The 18,968-nt window shown below is 61.2% G+C and carries 16 protein-coding genes; 9 read left to right on the top strand and 7 right to left on the bottom strand.

Annotated elements, in window-relative coordinates:
- The first annotated feature begins 2 nt into the window (after positions 1-2).
- The 5 genes from AC0Z4S_RS13970 to AC0Z4S_RS13950 all read left to right on the top strand — a co-directional run bounded on the left by AC0Z4S_RS13970 (position 3) and on the right by AC0Z4S_RS13950 (position 8,559).
- Positions 3-2,813 carry an RHS repeat domain-containing protein gene (locus AC0Z4S_RS13970; protein ID WP_485623429.1) on the top strand — a complete coding sequence of 937 codons (2,811 nt, stop codon included), beginning with the start codon at positions 3-5 and terminating at the stop codon, positions 2,811-2,813.
- Between the two features lie 83 nt (positions 2,814-2,896).
- The gene (locus AC0Z4S_RS13965; protein ID WP_485623428.1) at positions 2,897-4,657 is read left to right on the top strand and encodes an ATP-binding protein; all 1,761 of its coding nucleotides are present in this window, start codon (positions 2,897-2,899) and stop codon (positions 4,655-4,657) included.
- On the top strand, positions 4,657-5,985 hold the full coding sequence (locus tag AC0Z4S_RS13960; RefSeq protein WP_485623427.1) for a sigma-54-dependent transcriptional regulator: 1,329 nt from the start codon (positions 4,657-4,659) through the stop codon (positions 5,983-5,985). The genes AC0Z4S_RS13965 and AC0Z4S_RS13960 overlap by 1 nt, the downstream gene beginning before the upstream one ends.
- A 385-nt stretch (positions 5,986-6,370) precedes the next feature.
- Positions 6,371-7,690: an MFS transporter gene (locus AC0Z4S_RS13955; RefSeq protein WP_024014128.1), complete on the top strand. Its 1,320-nt coding sequence runs from the start codon at positions 6,371-6,373 to the stop codon at positions 7,688-7,690.
- A 209-nt stretch (positions 7,691-7,899) separates the two neighbouring features.
- Complete coding sequence (locus AC0Z4S_RS13950; RefSeq protein WP_485623426.1) at positions 7,900-8,559, top strand: flavin reductase family protein; 660 nt, start codon at positions 7,900-7,902, stop codon at positions 8,557-8,559.
- On the opposite strand, the gene AC0Z4S_RS13945 is transcribed toward AC0Z4S_RS13950, so the two are convergent.
- Both AC0Z4S_RS13945 and AC0Z4S_RS13940 read right to left on the bottom strand, forming a co-directional pair.
- Positions 8,531-8,773 (bottom strand): hypothetical protein, encoded by a 243-nt coding sequence (locus AC0Z4S_RS13945; protein WP_485623425.1) that lies wholly within the window; start codon positions 8,771-8,773, stop codon positions 8,531-8,533. The genes AC0Z4S_RS13950 and AC0Z4S_RS13945 overlap by 29 nt on opposite strands.
- A 43-nt stretch (positions 8,774-8,816) precedes the next feature.
- Positions 8,817-9,170 carry a putative quinol monooxygenase gene (locus AC0Z4S_RS13940; protein WP_485623424.1) on the bottom strand — a complete coding sequence of 118 codons (354 nt, stop codon included), beginning with the start codon at positions 9,168-9,170 and terminating at the stop codon, positions 8,817-8,819.
- Positions 9,171-9,566: 396 nt separating this feature from the next.
- Here AC0Z4S_RS13940 and AC0Z4S_RS13935 point away from each other — a divergent pair, with 396 nt between their 5' ends.
- Positions 9,567-10,496 (top strand): AraC family transcriptional regulator, encoded by a 930-nt coding sequence (locus AC0Z4S_RS13935; RefSeq protein ID WP_253504905.1) that lies wholly within the window; start codon positions 9,567-9,569, stop codon positions 10,494-10,496.
- 247 nt (positions 10,497-10,743) lie between these two features.
- Here AC0Z4S_RS13935 and AC0Z4S_RS13930 read toward each other — a convergent pair whose 3' ends face one another.
- Both AC0Z4S_RS13930 and AC0Z4S_RS13925 read right to left on the bottom strand, forming a co-directional pair.
- On the bottom strand, positions 10,744-12,195 hold the full coding sequence (locus AC0Z4S_RS13930; RefSeq protein WP_485623423.1) for an aldehyde dehydrogenase family protein: 1,452 nt from the start codon (positions 12,193-12,195) through the stop codon (positions 10,744-10,746).
- The gene (locus AC0Z4S_RS13925; RefSeq protein WP_485623422.1) at positions 12,192-13,829 is read right to left on the bottom strand and encodes a 5-guanidino-2-oxopentanoate decarboxylase; all 1,638 of its coding nucleotides are present in this window, start codon (positions 13,827-13,829) and stop codon (positions 12,192-12,194) included. Before AC0Z4S_RS13925 ends, AC0Z4S_RS13930 begins: the two co-directional genes overlap by 4 nt.
- A gap of 220 nt (positions 13,830-14,049) precedes the next feature.
- On the opposite strand from AC0Z4S_RS13925, the gene AC0Z4S_RS13920 reads away from it, so the two are divergent.
- A complete protein-coding gene (locus AC0Z4S_RS13920; protein WP_485623421.1) occupies positions 14,050-14,931 on the top strand; it encodes a LysR substrate-binding domain-containing protein in 882 nt (293 codons plus the stop codon).
- A gap of 108 nt (positions 14,932-15,039) precedes the next feature.
- On the opposite strand, the gene AC0Z4S_RS13915 is transcribed toward AC0Z4S_RS13920, so the two are convergent.
- Both AC0Z4S_RS13915 and AC0Z4S_RS13910 read right to left on the bottom strand, forming a co-directional pair.
- A complete protein-coding gene (locus AC0Z4S_RS13915; RefSeq protein ID WP_485623420.1) occupies positions 15,040-15,654 on the bottom strand; it encodes an NAD(P)-dependent oxidoreductase in 615 nt (204 codons plus the stop codon).
- A gap of 45 nt (positions 15,655-15,699) precedes the next feature.
- Positions 15,700-16,578 (bottom strand): MBL fold metallo-hydrolase, encoded by an 879-nt coding sequence (locus AC0Z4S_RS13910; RefSeq protein ID WP_485623419.1) that lies wholly within the window; start codon positions 16,576-16,578, stop codon positions 15,700-15,702.
- A gap of 114 nt (positions 16,579-16,692) precedes the next feature.
- Here AC0Z4S_RS13910 and AC0Z4S_RS13905 point away from each other — a divergent pair, with 114 nt between their 5' ends.
- Entirely contained in the window at positions 16,693-17,598 is a 906-nt protein-coding gene (locus AC0Z4S_RS13905) for a LysR family transcriptional regulator (protein WP_485623418.1), read from the top strand.
- A 140-nt stretch (positions 17,599-17,738) separates the two neighbouring features.
- Positions 17,739-17,915, top strand: coding sequence for a hypothetical protein (locus tag AC0Z4S_RS13900; RefSeq protein WP_016773438.1), 177 nt, complete (start codon positions 17,739-17,741; stop codon positions 17,913-17,915).
- Between the two features lie 133 nt (positions 17,916-18,048).
- Here the strand turns inward: AC0Z4S_RS13900 and AC0Z4S_RS13895 are convergent, their stop codons facing one another.
- Entirely contained in the window at positions 18,049-18,939 is an 891-nt protein-coding gene (locus AC0Z4S_RS13895; RefSeq protein ID WP_024014136.1) for a helix-turn-helix domain-containing protein, read from the bottom strand.
- Positions 18,940-18,968: the final 29 nt, after the last annotated feature.

Genomic DNA, 18,968 nt, shown 5'->3' with positions numbered 1-18,968 from the left:
CCGTGAACACTAACGTGCACTGGCACACACCCACGTTATCGGTCAGCGACGGGCGCGGCCTGCCGGTGCGCCAGATCGCTTACCTGCGCAGCGCCGTCGAAGTCGTAGCCATGGTCAACCGTCAGCTACATGATCCCGCCGGACGTCTGGTCGCGCAGTTCGATCCGCGTCTGTCCATGCCCAGCCTGACGACGGTTTGTCGCCTGGACGGCCAGCCATTGAAAACCGACAGCGTCGATGCCGGCTGGCGCCTGCACCTGCCGGGTCTGGCCGGTGAGCCGCTGCAACGTTGGGACAAGCACGGCAACCATTGGCGCACGACATTCGACGATCAGTTGCGCCCGGTGACGGTCGCGGAAAACGGCGAGGCTGACGTCGATCTGTTTACCTACGCCGACGCCAGCGCCGACGCCGGACACAACCAGCGTGGCCAGTTGCTGGAGCAGAGCGATCGCGCCGGCACGTTGCGTACCGACAGCTTCGCCCTCAGCGGCCAGGCGCTGCGCGAAATCCGCACCTTGCTCGATAAAATACCCTTCAGCAGCCGGCGGATTTTCAGTCCAATGGGCGCGGTGCTGGAGCAGACCGATGCCGGCGGCCATCGCCAGCAATCGCGCTATGGGCTGGCCGGCCAGCTCAGGCAGGTGCAGTTATTGATCAACGGCGAAACCGATTGGCGACCCGTGTTGCGCGACGCTCATTACAACGCCACGGATCAGATCATCGAGCAACAGGCCGGTAACGGGGTGCGCAGCGAGTGGACTTACGATCCTGCCGATGGTCGGCTGCATAAGCAACGCAGCCGCAGAGACAATGGCGAGGTGCTGCAGGATTTCGAATATTTTTACGACCGCGTCGGCAACCTCACCCGCATCGAAGACCATGCCTTTGCGCCGAGCTGGTTCGCCAACCAGAGGGTCGATGGCCATCGCGACTTCAGCTACGACACGCTGTACCGGCTGATCAGCGCGACCGGCTATGACGACGGCCCGCTCGCGGACATTCCCGGCCTGCCCAAGCCGACCGATCCGAACAATCGCCTCAACTACACCCAGACCTACACCTACGACAGCGGCGGCAATCTGGAGAAACTGGTGCATGGACGGGCCGGCGCCAACCGCACCGTGCAGATGCGCATTGATCCGGTCAGCAACCGCGGCGTGCGCTGGAAACCGGATGATCCGGAGCCAGACTTCGACACGCTGTTCGACCGCCACGGCAACCTGCTGGCTGTGCAACCGGGCCAGCCGTTGCGCTGGAACGTGCGCGACGAGTTGCAGGACGTCAAGCTGGTGGCCCGGGAGGATGGCCGCGATGACGCCGAATACTATGCCTACAGCCAGGGCCAGCGGGTGTTCAAACGCTACGAATGGTATGGCGCAAGCTCCCTGCACTTTCATCAGGTGCGCTACCTGCCGGGCCTGGAAATCCGCAGCAAGGACAACGGCGAAGAACTGCACATCATCCAGCTGGGCAACGCGCGCTGTCTGCATTGGACCTCGCCGCCGCCTGCGGCTGTCGAGAACAATCAACTGCGCTACAGGCTCGACGACCACCTCGGCTCGTGCACGATGGAGCTGGATCAGAATGCGCAAATGATCAGCCACGAAGGCTATTACCCGTTCGGCGCCACGGCATGGATGATCGGAAAACCGGAGACCGGGGTCAGCTACAAATTCATTCGTTATTCAGGCAAGGAGATGGACGTCAGCGGTTTGTATTACTACGGCGCACGTTATTACGCAGCGTGGTTGCAGCGTTGGGTCAGTGCCGATCCGGCAGGCGAAGTGGATGGCCTGAATCTTTACGCCTTCGTCGGCAACGATCCGGTGGGCCATGTCGACGTCAACGGTGAAACCAGATTGCCGTTTCTGGACGATATTCATGCCGGAATGGATCGCATCATTGCTTCGCAAAATACGAGCTATGCCAAAAACGCACAACATCTTGCAGAAAAGCGGATGGCCCGCCAGATGAATGATCAGATGATGCAACACATAGAAATTCTGGGGATCACCCAGCGCCGCGCAAGCGATGCCGCCAAGCAACTCGACACAATGGGTTCGGGCAGCGACATTGCTTTGGCGACAACACGCAGAACGCTGGTATTGGTCGCAAGCAAAGCCCTCAGTTATGGCGCCGGTCTAGCGGTCGGTGTCGGTGCTCAGGCACTGGGCGCCGCGGCACCCGGTGTCGGCAACGTGATAGGTGCGGCGATGGGCTACGCCGCAAAAATCGGGGTCAGCGCGCTCATCGACTATGCGGCCGAAACAACCGGGCTGAGCGCGTCGGTCAATCTGAAAACCTCCAAGGTGTCAGCGGACACTATTATTGAAAGAGCCCAACACAAACAGATGCAGCCGCTTGAGTATGTAAACGCCAAAATCCAGGGCTTGATTCCCCGCAACAGAAAATCCGGACTCAAGTTGGCGAAGGAAGCGGGGGCTCAACTGACGGCGGTGGGTGTGAAAAGAACGCTGAACTCACTACCTCCGGCAGCGGCCGGCGCCATTGCTAGCGGAGCCGCGGCGTTATGGACGTTGCCGGAAATTGTCGATGAAACGGCCAAGGCCATCTCTGGGAAGTCCAGCGAAAAAATGTTCGCGTTCGAAGGGAATATTCTCGGGCTTGCACAGGCTATCGAGGCGAGTAACAACACGGTCCATGAGTATGCTCACGCACTTGGCAGGACAAGCTTGAACGGCATTGACCTAAACGATCTGGACCAGGAAACGGCCCGAATCACCGACATGCTCCACGGTCTGGCGTTAACGGTACAAAAGCATAGAACTGCGCACAGCGCTGCCGCGTAAATGGACGCCTTTCTGAGCGGGGACAATGTCCCCGCCTGCCGACATGCTATCGTGCCCGCCCGACTGCCATCCGTTTGCCCAGCATGCTGCCGACTTCCCGTACTGTGCGTCTGTCGTTTTATACCCTGCTGATCATCGCTGGTACCGCGCTCGCCGCGACCCTGGCGATCCGTCATGCCGAACGCCAGGCACTGGAAGAGGACGCCTCCCGCGCCAACCAGCAACTGGCGCTGTATGCCAATTCGTTGCACACCTTGATCGATCGCTACCGCGCCCTCCCCGCCGTGCTAGCGCTGGACCCACAGTTACGCTCGGCGCTGGCCGGCCCGGTCGATGCCTCGCAGCAAGCGGCATTGAATCTGAAGCTGGAAAAAATCAACGGCGCGGCGCAATCCTCGACCCTTGAACTGCTAGATCGCAGCGGTCTGGCCGTGGCCGCCAGCAACTGGCGCTTGCCCAGCAGTTACGTCGGTCACAATTACGGCTTTCGCCCCTACTTCAGCCAGACGCGCACCCAAGGCACCGGGCGTTTTTATGCAGTGGGCGTGACCAGCGGAATACCCGGTTATTTCCTCTCCAGTGCGGTGCTCGGGGACAACGACGAGTTCCTCGGGGCGATGGTGGTCAAGCTGGAATTCCCCGAACTGGAACGCGAATGGAGCCAGGGCAGCGACACGCTGCTGGTCAGTGATGCGCGCGGGATCATCTTCATCGCCAACCAGCCGGGCTGGCGTTATCGCGCCTTGCGGCCGTTGAGCGCCAGCGATCTGGCCGAGATCAAAACCACCCGCCAGTACGACAAGCAATCGCTGGTACCGCTGACCCATTTGCCGCTACGGCGTTTCGATGACAACAGCGATCTGCGCCGGGTCGAAGGCCCGCAGGGCACGGCGGATTATCTGTGGGAATCGCTGCCACTGACGACCGAAGGCTGGACCCTGCACCTGCTGCGCCGCCCGCAAGTGGCCTTCGAGGATTTGCGCAACGCCGCCCTGGCCGCGGCCGGGGTGTGGCTGGCGCTGGTGTTTCTGTTGCTGTTTCTCAACCAGCGCTGGCGGCTGGCCAAGGTCCGCCAGCGCAATCGCGAAGAACTCGAGCGTCTGGTCGAGGAGCGCACCCGCGACCTGCGCACTGCTCAGGAAGGTCTGGTGCAGTCGGCCAAACTCGCCGCGCTGGGGCAGATGTCCGCGGCGCTGGCCCACGAAATCAATCAACCGCTGACCGCCCAGCGCATGCAACTGGCGACCCTGCGCCTGCTGCTCGAACATGGCCGCGTGGATGACGCGTACAAGGCGCTGAAACCGGTGGACGACATGCTTACGCGGATGGCCGCCCTCACCGGCCACCTCAAGACGTTCGCCCGCAAAAGTCCGAGCGGTTTGCGTGAACGTCTGGATCTGGCGACCGTGGTCGATCAATCGCTGCAATTGCTCGATGCGCGGCTGCGCGACGAGCAGGTCAGCCTGGTGCTGCATCTGGCCCGCCCGGCGTGGGTGCGCGGTGATGCGATTCGCCTGGAACAAGTGCTGATCAACCTGTTGCGCAATGCGCTGGATGCGATGCAAGGCAAAGCCTGCAAGCGTCTGGAAATCCGCCTGGAGGCCGATGAACAACTGTGGCGGCTCAGCGTCAGCGACAATGGCGGCGGCATTGCCGAAGAGTATCTGGGCCAGGTGTTCGATCCGTTCTTTACCACCAAACCGGTGGGTGACGGCCTGGGCCTCGGGCTGGCAGTATCCTTCGCCATCGTGCATGAATCCGGCGGCCGTTTGAGCGCCGAAAATGGCGATAACGGCGCGGTGTTCAGCCTGACCCTGCCAATCGATCTGGAGGCACACATCTGATGCTCAATTCGGTAATGGTGGTCGACGACGAAAGCAGCATTCGCAGCGCCGTTGAACAATGGCTGAGCCTGTCAGGGTTCCAGGTGCAACTGTTCAGCCGTGCCGAAGAATGCCTCGCCGCACTGCCCGAACATTTTGCCGGGGTGATCCTCAGCGACGTGCGCATGCCCGGCATGGACGGTTTGCAATTGCTCGCTGCCGTGCAAAAGCGCGACGCCGAACTGCCGGTGATTCTGCTTACTGGCCATGGCGACGTGCCGATGGCGGTGGAAGCGATGCGCGACGGCGCCTACGACTTTCTGGAAAAACCGTTCAGCCCGGAGACCCTGCTCGGCAGCCTGCGCCGGGCGCTGGACAAACGCCGCCTGGTCCTGGAAAACCGCGCCCTGCACGAACTGGCCGACAACCGCGCGAAGCTGGATGCGACGCTGCTGGGCGTATCCCGTGGCTTGCAGACGTTGCGTCGGCAAGTGCTGGATCTGGCGACCTTGCCGGTCAATGTGTTGATCCGTGGCGAAACCGGCAGCGGCAAGGAACTGGTCGCGCGTTGCCTGCATGATTTCGGCCCGCGCGCCGGCAAACCCTTCGTGGCGCTGAACTGCGCAGCGATCCCGGAGCAACTGTTCGAGGCCGAGCTGTTCGGCCATGAGAGCGGCGCATTCACCGGCGCCTCCGGCAAGCGCATCGGCAAACTGGAATACGCCGATGGCGGCACGCTGTTTCTCGACGAGATCGAAAGCATGCCGCTGGCCCAGCAGGTGAAATTGCTGCGGGTCTTGCAGGAGCAAAAGCTTGAACGGCTGGGCTCGAATCAGAGCATTCGGGTTGATCTGCGCATCGTTGCGGCGACCAAACCGGACCTGCTCGACGAAGCCCGCGCCGGGCGTTTTCGTGAGGACCTGGCTTATCGCCTGAACGTCGCCGAACTGCGCTTGCCGCCGCTGCGTGATCGTCGAGAGGACATTCCGTTGCTGTTCGAGACCTTTGCGCAGAATGCCGCTCAGCGTCTGGGCCGGACTTTTCCGCCGTTGACGGGCGCGCAGTTGAGCCATTTGCTTAGCCACGACTGGCCGGGCAATGTGCGCGAACTGGCCAACGTTGCCGAACGTCAGGTGTTGGGGCTGGATGAACCGGTCGCCGGAATCGATCCGGGGCAATCGCTGGCGGCGCAGCAGGAAGCCTTCGAAGCGCAGTGCCTGCGCGCAGCATTGACCCGGCACAAAGGTGATGTGAAAGCCGTGCTCGAAGAACTGCAACTGCCGCGCCGCACGTTCAATGAAAAGATGCAGCGGCATGGGTTGAGTCGGGAGAAGTTTCTGAGCGAGTGAGTCGGGCCTGGGATTTTCTGGGTGGCTGAGATCTTTTCCCCCTCACCCCAGCCCTCTCCCCCAAAGGGGCGAGGGGGAAAGGGAGCCGATCTTCATGCTTTTCAAACCTGAATTCACCTCGCTAACTCAGGTCGATGCACCTCGAACAAACACCTCGGTCAGTCCCCTCTCCCCCTGGGAGAGGGCTAGGGTGAGGGGCTTTTGATCTTCACGCCGATAAGCGGAAATCCGCTCACACAAACCAATCAGTCGGCACAAATCCGCTCAACCATACCCTCTACCCCCTCTAAACCGGCCCTCCTTCCCTTGGCACAGCTCCTGCTATAGCCCCAGCAGGCTGCGTTCCGACGCGCTCCACAAAAACAATTAAACGAAGGATCCTTCAATGGATAACTCCAACGCCCTGCCTCTTGGGTCGGCTGCCGTGCCGGCCAAACCGAGAACCACCGCCAGCCGGATCAAATCGATCTTCAGCGGCTCTGTCGGCAACATGGTCGAGTGGTACGACTGGTATGTGTATGCCGCCTTCTCCCTGTACTTCGCCAAGACCTTTTTCCCCGCCGGCTCCACCACCGCACAGCTGATGAACACAGCAGCGATCTTCGCCGTGGGCTTTTTGATGCGGCCGATCGGTGGCTGGCTGATGGGCATGTACGCCGACAAGGTCGGACGCAAGAAAGCGCTGATGGCCTCGGTGTACCTGATGTGCTTCGGCTCGCTGCTGATCGCCCTGAGCCCGAACTATGAAACCATCGGCATCGGCGCGCCGATCCTGCTGGTATTCGCCCGCCTGCTGCAAGGTCTGTCGGTCGGCGGCGAGTACGGCACCTCGGCGACTTATCTGTCCGAGATGGCCACCAAAGAGCGTCGCGGCTTCTTCTCCAGCTTCCAGTACGTAACGCTGATCTCCGGCCAGCTCATCGCCCTCGGCGTGCTGATCGTGCTGCAGAACATGCTGACCACCGAACAACTGTACGCGTGGGGCTGGCGTATCCCGTTCGCCATCGGCGCGCTGTGTGCAGTGGTGGCGCTGTACCTGCGTCGTGGCATGGAAGAAACCGAGTCGTTCACCAAGAAAGAAAAATCCAAGGAAAGCGCCATGCGCACCTTGATGCGCCACCCGAAAGAGCTGTTGACCGTGGTCGGCCTGACCATGGGCGGCACCCTGGCGTTCTACACCTACACCACCTACATGCAGAAATACCTGGTGAACACGGTCGGCATGAGCATCTCCGACTCGACCACCATTTCCGCCGCCACGCTGTTCCTGTTCATGTGCCTGCAACCGATCATCGGTGGCCTGTCGGACAAGATCGGCCGGCGTCCGATCCTGATCGCGTTCGGCGTGCTGGGTACGATCTTCACCGTGCCGATCCTGATGACCCTGCACACCATCCAGACCTGGTGGGGCGCGTTCTTCCTGATCATGGCGGCGCTGATCATCGTCAGCGGCTACACCTCGATCAACGCGGTGGTCAAAGCCGAATTGTTCCCCACTGAAATCCGCGCCCTGGGCGTTGGCCTGCCGTACGCACTGACCGTATCGATCTTCGGCGGCACCGCCGAATACATCGCGCTGTGGTTCAAGAGCATCGGCATGGAAACCGGTTACTACTGGTACGTCACCGCGTGCATTGCCGTGTCGCTCCTGGTGTACATCACCATGAAAGACACCCAGAAGCACTCGCGGATCGTGACTGACTGAGCGGACCGCATCGCGGGCAGGACAAAATCCGTGTCCTGCCGCGAACCCGTAGGAGCTGCCGAAGGCTGCGATCTTTTGATTTTGTTTTTCGAGATCAACAGATTGCAGCCTTCGGCAGCTCCTACAGGGGGATTCGCATCCGGGTGGAAATATGCAGTGGCTCCTTGCACTATGGCTGCATCCGAATGCAGCTCAGGAATCCGCTCCCCATGCCCGATGACATCCACTTCTACGAACCCGCCAACGGCCACGGCCTGCCCCACGATCCGTTCAACGCCATCGTCGGCCCGCGCCCCATCGGCTGGATCTCCTCGCAGGATGCCGAAGGCCGGCTCAATCTCGCGCCGTACAGTTTCTTCAACGCCTTCAACTACGTTCCGCCGATCATTGGTTTTTCCAGCGTCGGGCGCAAAGACAGTTTGAACAACATCGAGCAGACCGGTGAGTTCGTCTGGAACCTCGCTACCCGCCCGCTGGCCGAGCAGATGAACCAAAGCTGCGCGATGGTCGCACCTGAGGTCAACGAGTTTGAACTGGCGGGGCTGACGACCGTGGCGTCGAAGGTGATCTCGGTACCACGGGTCGCCGAAAGCCCGGTGTCCTTCGAGTGCAAGGTCACGCAGATCATTCAGCTGCAACGCGCCGATGGCGCAACCGTGCCGAGCTGGCTGATTCTCGGCGAAGTGGTCGCCGTGCACATCGCCAAATGGCTGCTCAAGGATGGCATCTACGACACCGCCGCCGCACAGCCGATTCTGCGCGGCGGCGGGCCGGCGGATTATTTCCAGCTCGGGCCTGAAGCACTGTTCAAAATGTGGCGCCCGGGGGGCGCAGAAATAACTACCAGACCAGCTCGGCGTCATCAGTGACGCCCTGGAGTTTGTCCAGTTCGTTGATGGCTGCGTCATCGGCAGCAATGGCGCCGGGGAACACCTGCTCATTGAGCAATTTGTGAAAGCGTGGGGCGCCGCCATCGACCAGGGCCTTGACCGCGATCGCCGCGTAATACCCCTTGTTGCCGCCCAGCTCGACGGGGACGACTGCGGAGACTGCTTCGAAGCGTTCAAACTCTTTACGTGCCATGTCGCGGATCCTGGCTCAATCAAATAAGCCGGACATTAAACCCTCAACCGGCGAGTTTGTGTATCGGCGCAGCGCATTGACCGAGGGCCTGCGCGGCGGAAACGTCCCTGAACGTGTGGAAGTCGAGGCTGTTGACCACCAGGTCCTGGACCAGCTCGGCGAAGACTTCCATCGACGCACTGTTGAAATACGCAGTCATCATCTGCTGGCTGCTCCAGTAGCCGCTGACCAGCCACAGATCGGCGTCGCACTGCGATTGTTGCAAGGAAAAACTCAGGCAACCGGGCGCTGCGCGCGAGACCTCGATCAAAGCGCTCAGGCGCACACCGAGTTCCGCCGAGCGCCCGGCCTGGGCACGAACGAAGGCCATATGACTGACAGGCATCTGCTTGGACATGATCAACCCTCCATGAAATCGCGTGGCAGCCGGGGGACGGGCTGCGACTGAAGCAAAGATTAAGGGCCGGGCCGGCAGCGCCGTTAGTCGATTCCTGCCTTCGCGTTGCACAATCCTGCGAGACTGCGCAGACGACCTGTAACAACCTGTAAACCCGCGCAACACGTCTGTCATACGCGTTTTGTGTAGGAGCTGCCGAAGGCTGCGATCTTTTGCTTTTGCCTTGAAGATCAACGGATCGCAGCCTTCGGCAGCTCCTACAGAATCGTATGGCGGGAGAGCTGCGCGCACCTCCGGGCAGAATCAGGCAAGCATTTGGCAGAATGTGTCTACCGCCGCGGCTTGCACAAACATATGCTCTGTTGCATTCCCCCTCACTTGCCGAGGATGCCGTGCATGACGTCATTCGATCGTTTTCAAGCCGAACCCAGCGCCGACATGGAAAAGCAGCGCGCGGAGCTGGCGGCGATCATCCGCCGCAACACCAGCGACGATGGCAGCTACCAGACCGCCATCGGCTCGCTGGTCATGTCGCGCCACACCCAGTCCCATGATTTTGCCCCGGTGCTTGCGCAGCCGGCGCTGTGCATCATGGCGCAGGGGCGTAAAGAGGTCCGCCTGGCTGACGAATTCTTCAATTACGACCCGCTGAATTATCTGGTGGTGTCGGTTTCGATGCCGCTCAGCGGGCGCGTAGTCAATGTCTCGCCAGAGGAACCGATCCTCGCCGTACGCCTCGACATCGATCCGACGGAAATCACTGCGCTGATCGCCGACGCCGGCCCGATGGGCGTGCCGACGCGCCCGACCGGCCGTGGTCTGTACGTGGAAAAAATCGACAGCGCCATGCTCGACGCGGTGTTGCGTCTGGCGCGGCTGCTCGACGCGCCGAAAGACATCGCCATGCTCGCGCCGCTGATTCGCCGGGAGATCCTGTATCGCCTGCTGCGCAGCCCGCAGGGCCATCGCTTGTATGAGATTGCGATTGCCAACAGCCAGAGCCACCGCATCAGCCAGGCGATCAAATGGCTCAACAGCAACTTCGAACAGCCGCTGCGCATCGATGATCTGGCGCGGGAAGTGAACCTCAGCGTGTCGACGCTGCATCATCGTTTCAAGGCGATGACCGCGATGAGTCCGTTGCAGTATCAGAAACAGCTGCGCCTGCAAGAGGCGCGGCGCTTGATGCTGACCGAGGGGCTGGAAGCGTCAGCGGCGGGGTATCGCGTGGGCTATGAAAGTCCGTCGCAGTTCAGCCGCGAGTACAGCCGCTTGTTTGGTGCGCCGCCATTGCGGGATCTGGCGCGGTTGCGGCTTTCGGTGTGAGGCCTTAGAAGCCCCTCACCCTAGCCCTCTCCCAGAGGGAGAGGGAACCGATTGGGGAATATTGCAGAGGTTCACCGACTTGCGATATCGGTGCTGAATCCGGAATCAGCCAAGCCAGGCCAACCCGGCGTTGGGTTGATGACCTTCAAATCCATAATCGACTCGGTCTTTCAGGTCGACGGAGAACACCAGACACCTCGGTCGGCTCCCTCTCCCTCCGGGAGAGGGCTGGGGTGAGGGTAGGCTTTTATACCGCTCGAACTACATGCTTGATCTCCTGAAACGCCGCCAACCCCCAAGGCCCCAACTCACGACCGACACTGCTCTGTTTGTACCCTCCCCACGCCGCCTGCGGGAAGATCACTTGCGGTGCGTTGATCCACACCAGCCCCGCCTGCAACGCATTGGCCACGCGATCCGCCGCGGCGGCATCGCGCGTCACCACACTCGCCACCAGGCCGAACTGCGTATCGTTGGCCAAGGCAATCGCTTCCGCTTCGCTGCCGAAACTGCGCACACACACCACCGGGCCGAAAATCTCCTCACGCCATAACGCGCTGTCCAGCGGCACATCGGTGAACACCGTCGGTTGCAGAAAATACCCGCGCGGCAAATGCGCCGGGCGATTGCCGCCACAGAGCAAACGCGCCCCCGCACTCAGGCCACGATCAATATGCCCAAGCACCCGCTGGTATTGCGCCTGATTGACCAGCGCGCCCATCTCCACGTGCGGGTCGAACGGATCGGCGACTCGAATCGCCTGCGCGCGTTTTTGCAAACGCTGAAGAAATTCATCCATCAATTGCTCGGCGACCAGCACCCGACTGGTGGCCGAACACATCTGCCCGGCGTTGAAGAACGCACCGCCACAGGCCAGGTCCACCGCCAGCTGCAGATCAGCATCCGCCAGCACCAGCAAGGAAGATTTGCCACCGAGCTCCAGGCTGACTCCCTTCACGGTTTCGGCAGCGCGTTGCATCACCTGCACGCCAACCGCGTTGCTGCCGGTGAAGGAGATTTTGGCGATACGTGGATCCGCCGACAACGGCGCACCCACCGCCAGACCCGTGCCGCAGACCAGATTGAACACGCCGTCGGGCAAACCGGATTCAGCGATGATCGCCGCCAGTTCCAGTTCCGGCAGCGGCGTTACCTCGGAGGGTTTCAGCACCACGCAGCAACCGGCGGCCAGCGCAGGTGCGAGTTTCCATGCGGTGGTGACCATGGGGAAATTCCACGGCACGATCAGCCCGACCACGCCGCACGGCTCACGACGCAGGCGTGCAGTGAAATCCTCGCTGGGCAGCGGCACGTTGCTGTCCTGTTTTGCGTCGAGGCCTTCGGCGAGTTCGGCGTAATAGTCGAAGGTGGCGATCACGTCATCGACATCAATGGCCGCTTCGAACTGCGGTTTGCCGTTGTTGCTCGATTGCAGGTTCATCAATTGTTCGCGACCGTTGCGCACGCCATTGGCAATGTTGCGCAGGATCGCGGCGCGCTCGGTGCCGGTGGTCTGCGACCAGTGTTTGAACGCCTCGGTCGCCGCGCTGATCGCTTGATCGACGGCGTGCTCGTCGCCGCCATTGACCGTGGCCAGCAACGCCTCCGTAGCGGGGTTGATCACCCGCAGATGTTCGCGCCCGGCCGACCATTGGCCGTTGATGTAAAGGCCATCGAGTGTGGCTGGAAAACTGTTCATAGGGCCACCGCCTGCATCCACTGGTTCTGGTCGATTTCAATCAGCGTCGGGCCTTGCCGGTCCGTCGCCTTGCGCAGCGCTGCACGCAGTTCGTCGATGCTGCCGATGGCTTGCGCGGCGCAACCGAGGCCCTTGGCCACGGCAACGAAATCCGGGGTGTAGATGTCCACGCCGACCGGTTCGATGGCGCGGTTGACCATGTACTTTTTGATCTCCTCGTAACCCTGGTTATTCCACAGCAGCACGATCACCGGCACCCGCGCTTCAACGGCGCTGGCCAGTTCCGGCAGAGTGAATTGCAAGCCACCGTCGCCGATCAGGCACACCACGGGCGGGCGGGCGCCGTTAGCGAGTTGTCCACCGAGCCACGCACCAATCGCCGCGGGCAACGCATAGCCGAGGGTGCCGTAACCGGTGGAGGCGTTGAACCAGCGCCTTGGGCGTTCAGGGTTGAAAGTGAGGTTGCCGGTGTACACCGGTTGCGTGGAGTCGCCAACGAACACCGCGTTCGGCAATTCGTGCAACACGGTTTCTAGGAAACACGTCTGCGCCAAGGTCGGCGCATCCCAGCTCGCCGCCAGCTCATCGCGCAAGCGCGCAGCCCGAGCGTGACCCCAATCATCGCGGCGCTCGGCCAGCGGTTTTTGCGTCAGCGTGCTGAGCAATGCCTGCGCGGCGTGGCGCGAATCAGCGACCAATGCGACGTGCGGCGGGTAGTTGCGCACGGTCTGATCGGCATCGATGTCGATGCGCAGCAGCTTGCCGGGAATCTCGAAGCCGCCGGCGAAGGTCACGTCGTAATCGGTCTCGGCCAGCTCGGTGCCGATCGCCAGCACCACGTCGGCTTCGGCGACCAGTGCGCGAGTGGCGACCAGGCTTTGTGTCGAACCGATCAACAGCGGATGGCTGGTCGGCAGCATGCCTTTGGCGTTGATGGTCAGCGCCACCGGAGCTTCGAGTAACTCGGCGATTCGCCTCAGCTCCGGCGCCGCGTCGATAGCACCGCCGCCGGCGAGAATCAGTGGCCGTTGCGCGCTGGCGAGCAGTTCGCTCATGCGGCTCACGGCAGCCGGTGCGGCGCCGGCGCGATCGATACTCACCGGCAGGTTGGCGAGCAACTCATCGGCCTCTTCCACCAGCACGTCCAACGGAATTTCGATATGCACCGGTCGTGGTCGCCCGGCCTGGAACAAGGCAAACGCACGGGCCAGCACCACCGGCAATTCAGTGGCAGACATCAGCGTATGCGAGAACGCTGCGACGCCGCCGACCAGTGCGCTCTGGTTCGGCAGCTCATGCAACTTGCCGCGGCCACCGCCCAACTGACGGCGCGACTGCACGCTGGAGATCACCAGCATCGGAATCGAATCGGCGTAAGCCTGGCCCATGGCGGTGGTGATATTGGTCATGCCCGGGCCGGTGATGATAAAGCACACACCGGGTTTGCCGCTGGTGCGCGCGTAGCCGTCAGCCATGAAGCCGGCGCCCTGCTCATGGCGAGGCGTGACGTGGTTGATGCTTGATCGGGCGAGGCCTCGGTACAGCTCAACGGTATGCACACCGGGAATGCCGAACACCTGCTCGACCCCGTAATTTTCCAACAGCCTGACCAGTACTTCGCCGCACGTTGCCATGTTGATTGCCCTTTCATTCACTGAAACACCCCCCTGTGGGAGCGAGCCTGCTCGCGAATAGGCGGCCCAGCCAATATCCATGTCGAACCTTGAACCGCCTTCGCGAGCAGGCTCGCTCCCACAGGGTCCGTGGAGTGCCCATTGGAACGGCGCACAGCTAGCAGCAACAATCGATTAAAAGTCATACTAGCCATGTCCTCACGTCATACCTCGGATCGCCATGAAACGCCTGCCACCCCTGCCCGCTCTGCATACGTTCTGGATCACTGCGCAATGCTGCAACTTCACCCGCGCCGCCGAGCAGTTGCACATCACTCAGGGCGCGGTGAGCCGGCAGATCGCCGGGCTGGAAGAACAGCTCGGTTATCCGCTGTTCATTCGCTTGGCTCGGGGGCTGGCGCTGACGGCCGAAGGACGTGAATGGCTGCCGCAAGTGGAGAAAGTCTTCGGGTTGATCAGCGAGGCAACCGAGCAGATCGGGCTCAGACATCAGACTTTGCAACTCAAGGCGCCGAGCTGCGTGATGCGCTGGCTGCTGCCGCGTCTGCTGCAATGGCAGAAGGAACGCCCGGACGTGCCGGTAAAACTGACGGCCTCGCTGCAACACGGTGTGGATTTTCAGCGCGAGCAATTTGACGCCGCCGTGATCTACGGCCCGCCGCCGGACAATTCGCCAGGCGCACTGCATCTGTTCGACGAGCAACTGACACCGGTCTGCTCGCCGCAATTGCTAAAAGGCGCGCCTGCGCTGAATTCACCGGAGGATTTGCAGGAGCATTTGTTGTTGCACCCGACCCATGACATTCAGGATTGGTCGGTGTGGCTCGACGCGGCGGGTTTGCGCCTAAGCAATCTTGGCCACGGACAGCATTTCGAAACGCTGGATCAGGCGATGTCGATGGCCTCCCATGGCACGGGCGTGGCGATCGGGGACTGGTCGCTGATTGGTGATGATCTGAACGCCGGGCGGCTGGTGATGCCGTTTGCGTTGAAGGTGAAGACGGGGTTGGCGTATTACGTGGTGGTGCCTGCTGCAGCCGAGCCCTCGCCGCAACTTGAGGAGCTGATGCTCTGGCTGGTTGAGCAGTCTCATACCCGCTGAACACACAAATCCCTGTAGGAGCTGCCGAAGGCTGCGATCTTTTGATTTTGCTTTTCAAGATCAAAAGATCGCAGCCTTCGGCAGCTCCTACAGGGATAGCATCTCTGATCAGTAGCCGACCGTATAACGCTGGCGCGAATGCTTCGGCGCTTCCACTTCGTCAATCAGCGCAATCGCGTAATCGGCAAAGGTGATCCAGCTACGCCCTTGCGCACTGACCAACAGATGATCCTTGCCGACACGGAATGCGCCACTGCGCTCACCCTCGACAAACTCCGCCGATGGCGACACAAAGGTCCAGTCCAGTTCCTGCTCCTGACGCAGTGCTTCAAGAAACGCCGCACCCGCGCTGGCCTCGGTTTTGTATTCGGCCGGGAAACCGGCGCTGTCGATCACTCGCGTATCGTCCGGCAGCAACAGCGAACCGGCGCCGCCCACCACCAGCAAGCGTTTCACGCCCGCCTGCTTCACCGGCCCGACAATCGCCGAGGCCGGCACAGTGGCGAAATGCGCTGCGCTGATCACCACGTCGTGACCGGCTACCGCCGCCTGCAGCGCCGCCGAATCCAGTACGTCGAGGCTCTTGCTGACGACACCGGCACGGCTGCCGATCTTCGAGGTATCGCGGGCAATGGCGGTGACGCTGTGGCCGCGACGCAGGGCTTCTTCCAGCAATTGGCTACCGGCACGTCCGGTGGCGCCGATGATTGCAATCTTGCTCATGACATTCTCCAGTTGGCTTGAAAAGGCTGCGTATTCAGGTTCGGCTTACCACTGCATCTCGCCCTTGGCGACTTTCGCGCTGAGTTCCAGCGAGCTTTCCTCGCCAAGTTGCGGGTAGCGTTTTTTCATCGCCGCGATCAACGCAGCAGAATCTTTGGCCTTGGCGGTTTCGGCATCGAAGGCCTTGATGTAATCGGCGGTGAATTTCACGCTGGCCAGCGAGCGGCTGCTGTCACCCAGATAATGGCCGGGCACCACGGTTTGCGGTTTCAGGCTTTCGATGGTCTGCAGGGTGTGCAGCCAGTCGGTGTGGGATTGCGCGGTCTGGGTGTCGGCCATCCACACATGAATGTTCTCGGCGACCACCACGCCACCGACCACTGCCTTCAACGACGGAATCCACACGAAGCTGCGATCCGGCTGCTTGCCGTCGAGGCCAATCACCTGCAGTTTCTTGCCTTCGAGGGTCAGGCTGTCGCCCTTTAGCACGTCCGGAACGATGGTTTTCGCCGGCACGTCGGCGCCCATTTTCGGCCCCCAGTAAGCCAGTTTACCGTCGACGGTGTGCTTGATGTGATCGACGGTCGGCTGCGAGGCCAGCACTTTCGCCTGTGGAAATGCTTTGGTCAGGGTGTCGAGACCGAAGTAGTAATCCGGATCGCCGTGGCTGATGTAGATGGTGGTCAATTGCTTGCCGCTGGCGCGGATCTTTTCCACCACCTGCTCGGCCTGGGATTTGCCGAACTGCGCGTCGACCAGAATCGCTTCTTTCTCGCCACTGACCAGCACCGAGCTGACCGGGAAGATTGCTTCGCTGCCCGGGTTGTAGACATCCAGGCTCAGCTCGGCAGCGGATGCATGGGCGGCAAAGCCGAAAAGTGCTGCGGCGAGCACAACGCGTTTGAATTGGGTGAAGCCGATCATCTGTTGCTCCGAGTTTCGAATGCCGTGCGTGGCGATGCAACAGAGCTTAGTTGCCAGACTCAGTACAAAAAATGCGATGCTTGAACATAGTTTGTTTCTGAAAGCGGGCAAATCATGGATCGGCTTCAAGCAATGCGCGTATTCGTCACGGTGGTGGATCTGGGCAGCCAATCGGCGGCGGCCGATCACCTCGATCTGTCGCGGCCAGTGGTGTCGCGTTATCTGGCGGAGCTGGAAGACTGGGTCGGCGCGCGACTGATGCACCGCACCACGCGCAAATTGAGTCTGACCGCTGCCGGCAGTGAAATCCTCCCGCGCTGTCGGCAGATGATCGAGCTGTCGCACGACATGCAAGCCGCGGTCAGCGGACCCGCTGACGCGCCGCGCGGCCTGCTGCGAATCAGCGTCAGCACCTCGTTCGGCCAGGCGCAACTGGCCGATGCGATGGCGGCATACGTCAAGCTTTACCCAGGCGTGAGCATCGATCTGCAGATGCTCGACCGCACGGTGAATCTGGTCGATGAGCGCATCGATCTGGCGATTCGCACCAGCAACGATCTTGATCCGAATCTGATCGCCCGGCGTCTGACCGTGTGTCGTTCGGTGGTTTGCGCAGCGCCGGCTTATCTGCATGAGCATCCGGCGCCGTTACGGGTCGAGGAATTGAGCCGACACAATTGCCTGACCCATTCCTATTTCGGCAAGAGCCTGTGGCATTTCGAGGAGGATGGCGAACCGGTGTCGGTGCCGGTGCAGGGCAATATCAGCGCCAACGAGGCCAGCACCCTCCTGCGCGCCACCCTGGCCGGCGCGGGTGTGGCGATGCTGCCGACCTACCAGGCCGGGGTGCATATTCACAACGGCGAACTGCTGCGTTTGCTGCCACATGCCGAGCCCCGGCAGATGAATATCTACGCGGTGTACGCTTCACGCAAACACATGCCCGCGGCACTGCGCAGCATGCTCGACTTCCTCGTACAGCGTTTTCCGGAGATCCCCGCCTGGGATGTGGGATTGTAAAAGTCAAAAGATCGCAGCCTTCGGCACCTCCTACATTTGGAATGCGTTTCCACTGTAGGAGCTGCCGAAGGCTGCGATCTTTTGATCTTGTTCTATGCTCAAAGTAATACCGCAAGGTAGACGTTCAGAGGTCGAACACCATGAACATCAAAACAAAAAGGTACGCCGCCATTTTCATCACCTGCGCCGCCACGCTGGCGCTGTACGGCACCGCTGCCTGGCGGGTCGAGCAGTTACGCCAGTTGCCGCGCGAGTATGCGAGTTGCAACTATGAGCGGTGCATTCCCCACAATGCCACGCTGAATGCATTGCGCTGATAGACCTGCGCTGGAATGCAATCCCTGTGGGAGCGAGCCTGCTCGCGAGTGCGCTGTGTCAGCCAGCATCGTTGCTGAATGAAAGGCCGTATTCGCGAGCAGGCTCGCTCCCACAGGGGGTCTTGCGGTGTTCTCAGGATTGTTGCTCGGCCTTCAAGCGGTCGCGGAATGCCTTTGGCGAAATCCCGACACGGCGGCGGAACAGGCGGGTGAAATTGGTCGGGTCGGAAAAGCCCAACAACTCCGACATCTCGTAAATGGTCATGCTGGTGTAAGTCAGCAGGCGCTTGGCTTCCAGCAACTGGCGCTCGTGCATGATCTGCAACGCCGGTTGCCCGGCCAGTTCACGGCAGGTGCCGTTGAGGTGCGACACGGAGATGCCCAGGCGATGGGCGAGGTCTTCGACCTTGACGTGCTGGCGGTAAGTCTCTTCCACCAACTGAATGAAACCGTTGAGGTACTCGCGCTGACGTTGTGGGCGCTGACTGGCCTTGTGGCGCACGATCGCCTGGCGGCTGACCCAGACCATGATCACGCTGACCAGCGAATGCATGAGCATTTCCCGCGCCGGTTGATGGCCGTTGTACTCGGCCTGCAATGCTGAAAACAGGCTGTTCAGATAATCGCCATCCTTGCCGGCCGGGTAGTTTTCTGCCCGTGCAAGTGCGTGTACCGAATCGCCCAGTTGCGCCTGCAAATGGTTGATCAGCGGCGTCGCCAAGGTGACGATGAAGCCTTCGACGTCCTCGGAAAAACGAAAGCCGTGCACCGACAACGGCGGCAGCACTTGTATCGCCGGCGTCTCGAGTTGCGTGCGCTGGCCTTCGATTTCAAGCTCTGCCTGACCTTTGAAAACGAACAGCAGCTGGCACAGATCCGCATGGCGGTGAGGTTTGATTTCCCATTGATGTTCGCGACTGCGCGAGGAAATGGTTTCACAGTGCAGCAAGTCCGGGGTCGGCCAATCCAGGCTTTCACCGTAGAGCTTGAACACCGGAATCGAAGGCAGGGCAGGCTTGTTCATACTTCAATCCAGGCCTCGGGTTTGTGGGC

This window comes from Pseudomonas sp. 1L-B-1-E-C1 (assembly GCF_057291835.1).
Note: the sequence above shows the minus strand (reverse complement) of the source record. Positions and strands in the feature narration are given on the sequence as shown.

Excerpts from the sequence above, each read along its gene's own strand:
- AC0Z4S_RS13935 (WP_253504905.1), top strand. The coding sequence starts at position 9,567 with ATGACGTCATTCGATCGTTTTCAAGCCGAACCCAGCGCCGACATGGAA.
- AC0Z4S_RS13895 (WP_024014136.1), bottom strand. The coding sequence starts at position 18,939 with ATGAACAAGCCTGCCCTGCCTTCGATTCCGGTGTTCAAGCTCTACGGT.
- AC0Z4S_RS13945 (WP_485623425.1), bottom strand. The coding sequence starts at position 8,773 with ATGGCACGTAAAGAGTTTGAACGCTTCGAAGCAGTCTCCGCAGTCGTC.
- AC0Z4S_RS13905 (WP_485623418.1), top strand. The coding sequence starts at position 16,693 with ATGGATCGGCTTCAAGCAATGCGCGTATTCGTCACGGTGGTGGATCTG.
- AC0Z4S_RS13925 (WP_485623422.1), bottom strand. The coding sequence starts at position 13,829 with ATGGCAACGTGCGGCGAAGTACTGGTCAGGCTGTTGGAAAATTACGGG.
- AC0Z4S_RS13930 (WP_485623423.1), bottom strand. The coding sequence starts at position 12,195 with ATGAACAGTTTTCCAGCCACACTCGATGGCCTTTACATCAACGGCCAA.
- AC0Z4S_RS13955 (WP_024014128.1), top strand. The coding sequence starts at position 6,371 with ATGGATAACTCCAACGCCCTGCCTCTTGGGTCGGCTGCCGTGCCGGCC.
- AC0Z4S_RS13920 (WP_485623421.1), top strand. The coding sequence starts at position 14,050 with ATGAAACGCCTGCCACCCCTGCCCGCTCTGCATACGTTCTGGATCACT.
- AC0Z4S_RS13950 (WP_485623426.1), top strand. The coding sequence starts at position 7,900 with ATGCCCGATGACATCCACTTCTACGAACCCGCCAACGGCCACGGCCTG.
- AC0Z4S_RS13965 (WP_485623428.1), top strand. The coding sequence starts at position 2,897 with ATGCTGCCGACTTCCCGTACTGTGCGTCTGTCGTTTTATACCCTGCTG.
- AC0Z4S_RS13910 (WP_485623419.1), bottom strand. The coding sequence starts at position 16,578 with ATGATCGGCTTCACCCAATTCAAACGCGTTGTGCTCGCCGCAGCACTT.
- AC0Z4S_RS13960 (WP_485623427.1), top strand. The coding sequence starts at position 4,657 with ATGCTCAATTCGGTAATGGTGGTCGACGACGAAAGCAGCATTCGCAGC.
- AC0Z4S_RS13940 (WP_485623424.1), bottom strand. The coding sequence starts at position 9,170 with ATGTCCAAGCAGATGCCTGTCAGTCATATGGCCTTCGTTCGTGCCCAG.
- AC0Z4S_RS13915 (WP_485623420.1), bottom strand. The coding sequence starts at position 15,654 with ATGAGCAAGATTGCAATCATCGGCGCCACCGGACGTGCCGGTAGCCAA.
- AC0Z4S_RS13900 (WP_016773438.1), top strand. The coding sequence starts at position 17,739 with ATGAACATCAAAACAAAAAGGTACGCCGCCATTTTCATCACCTGCGCC.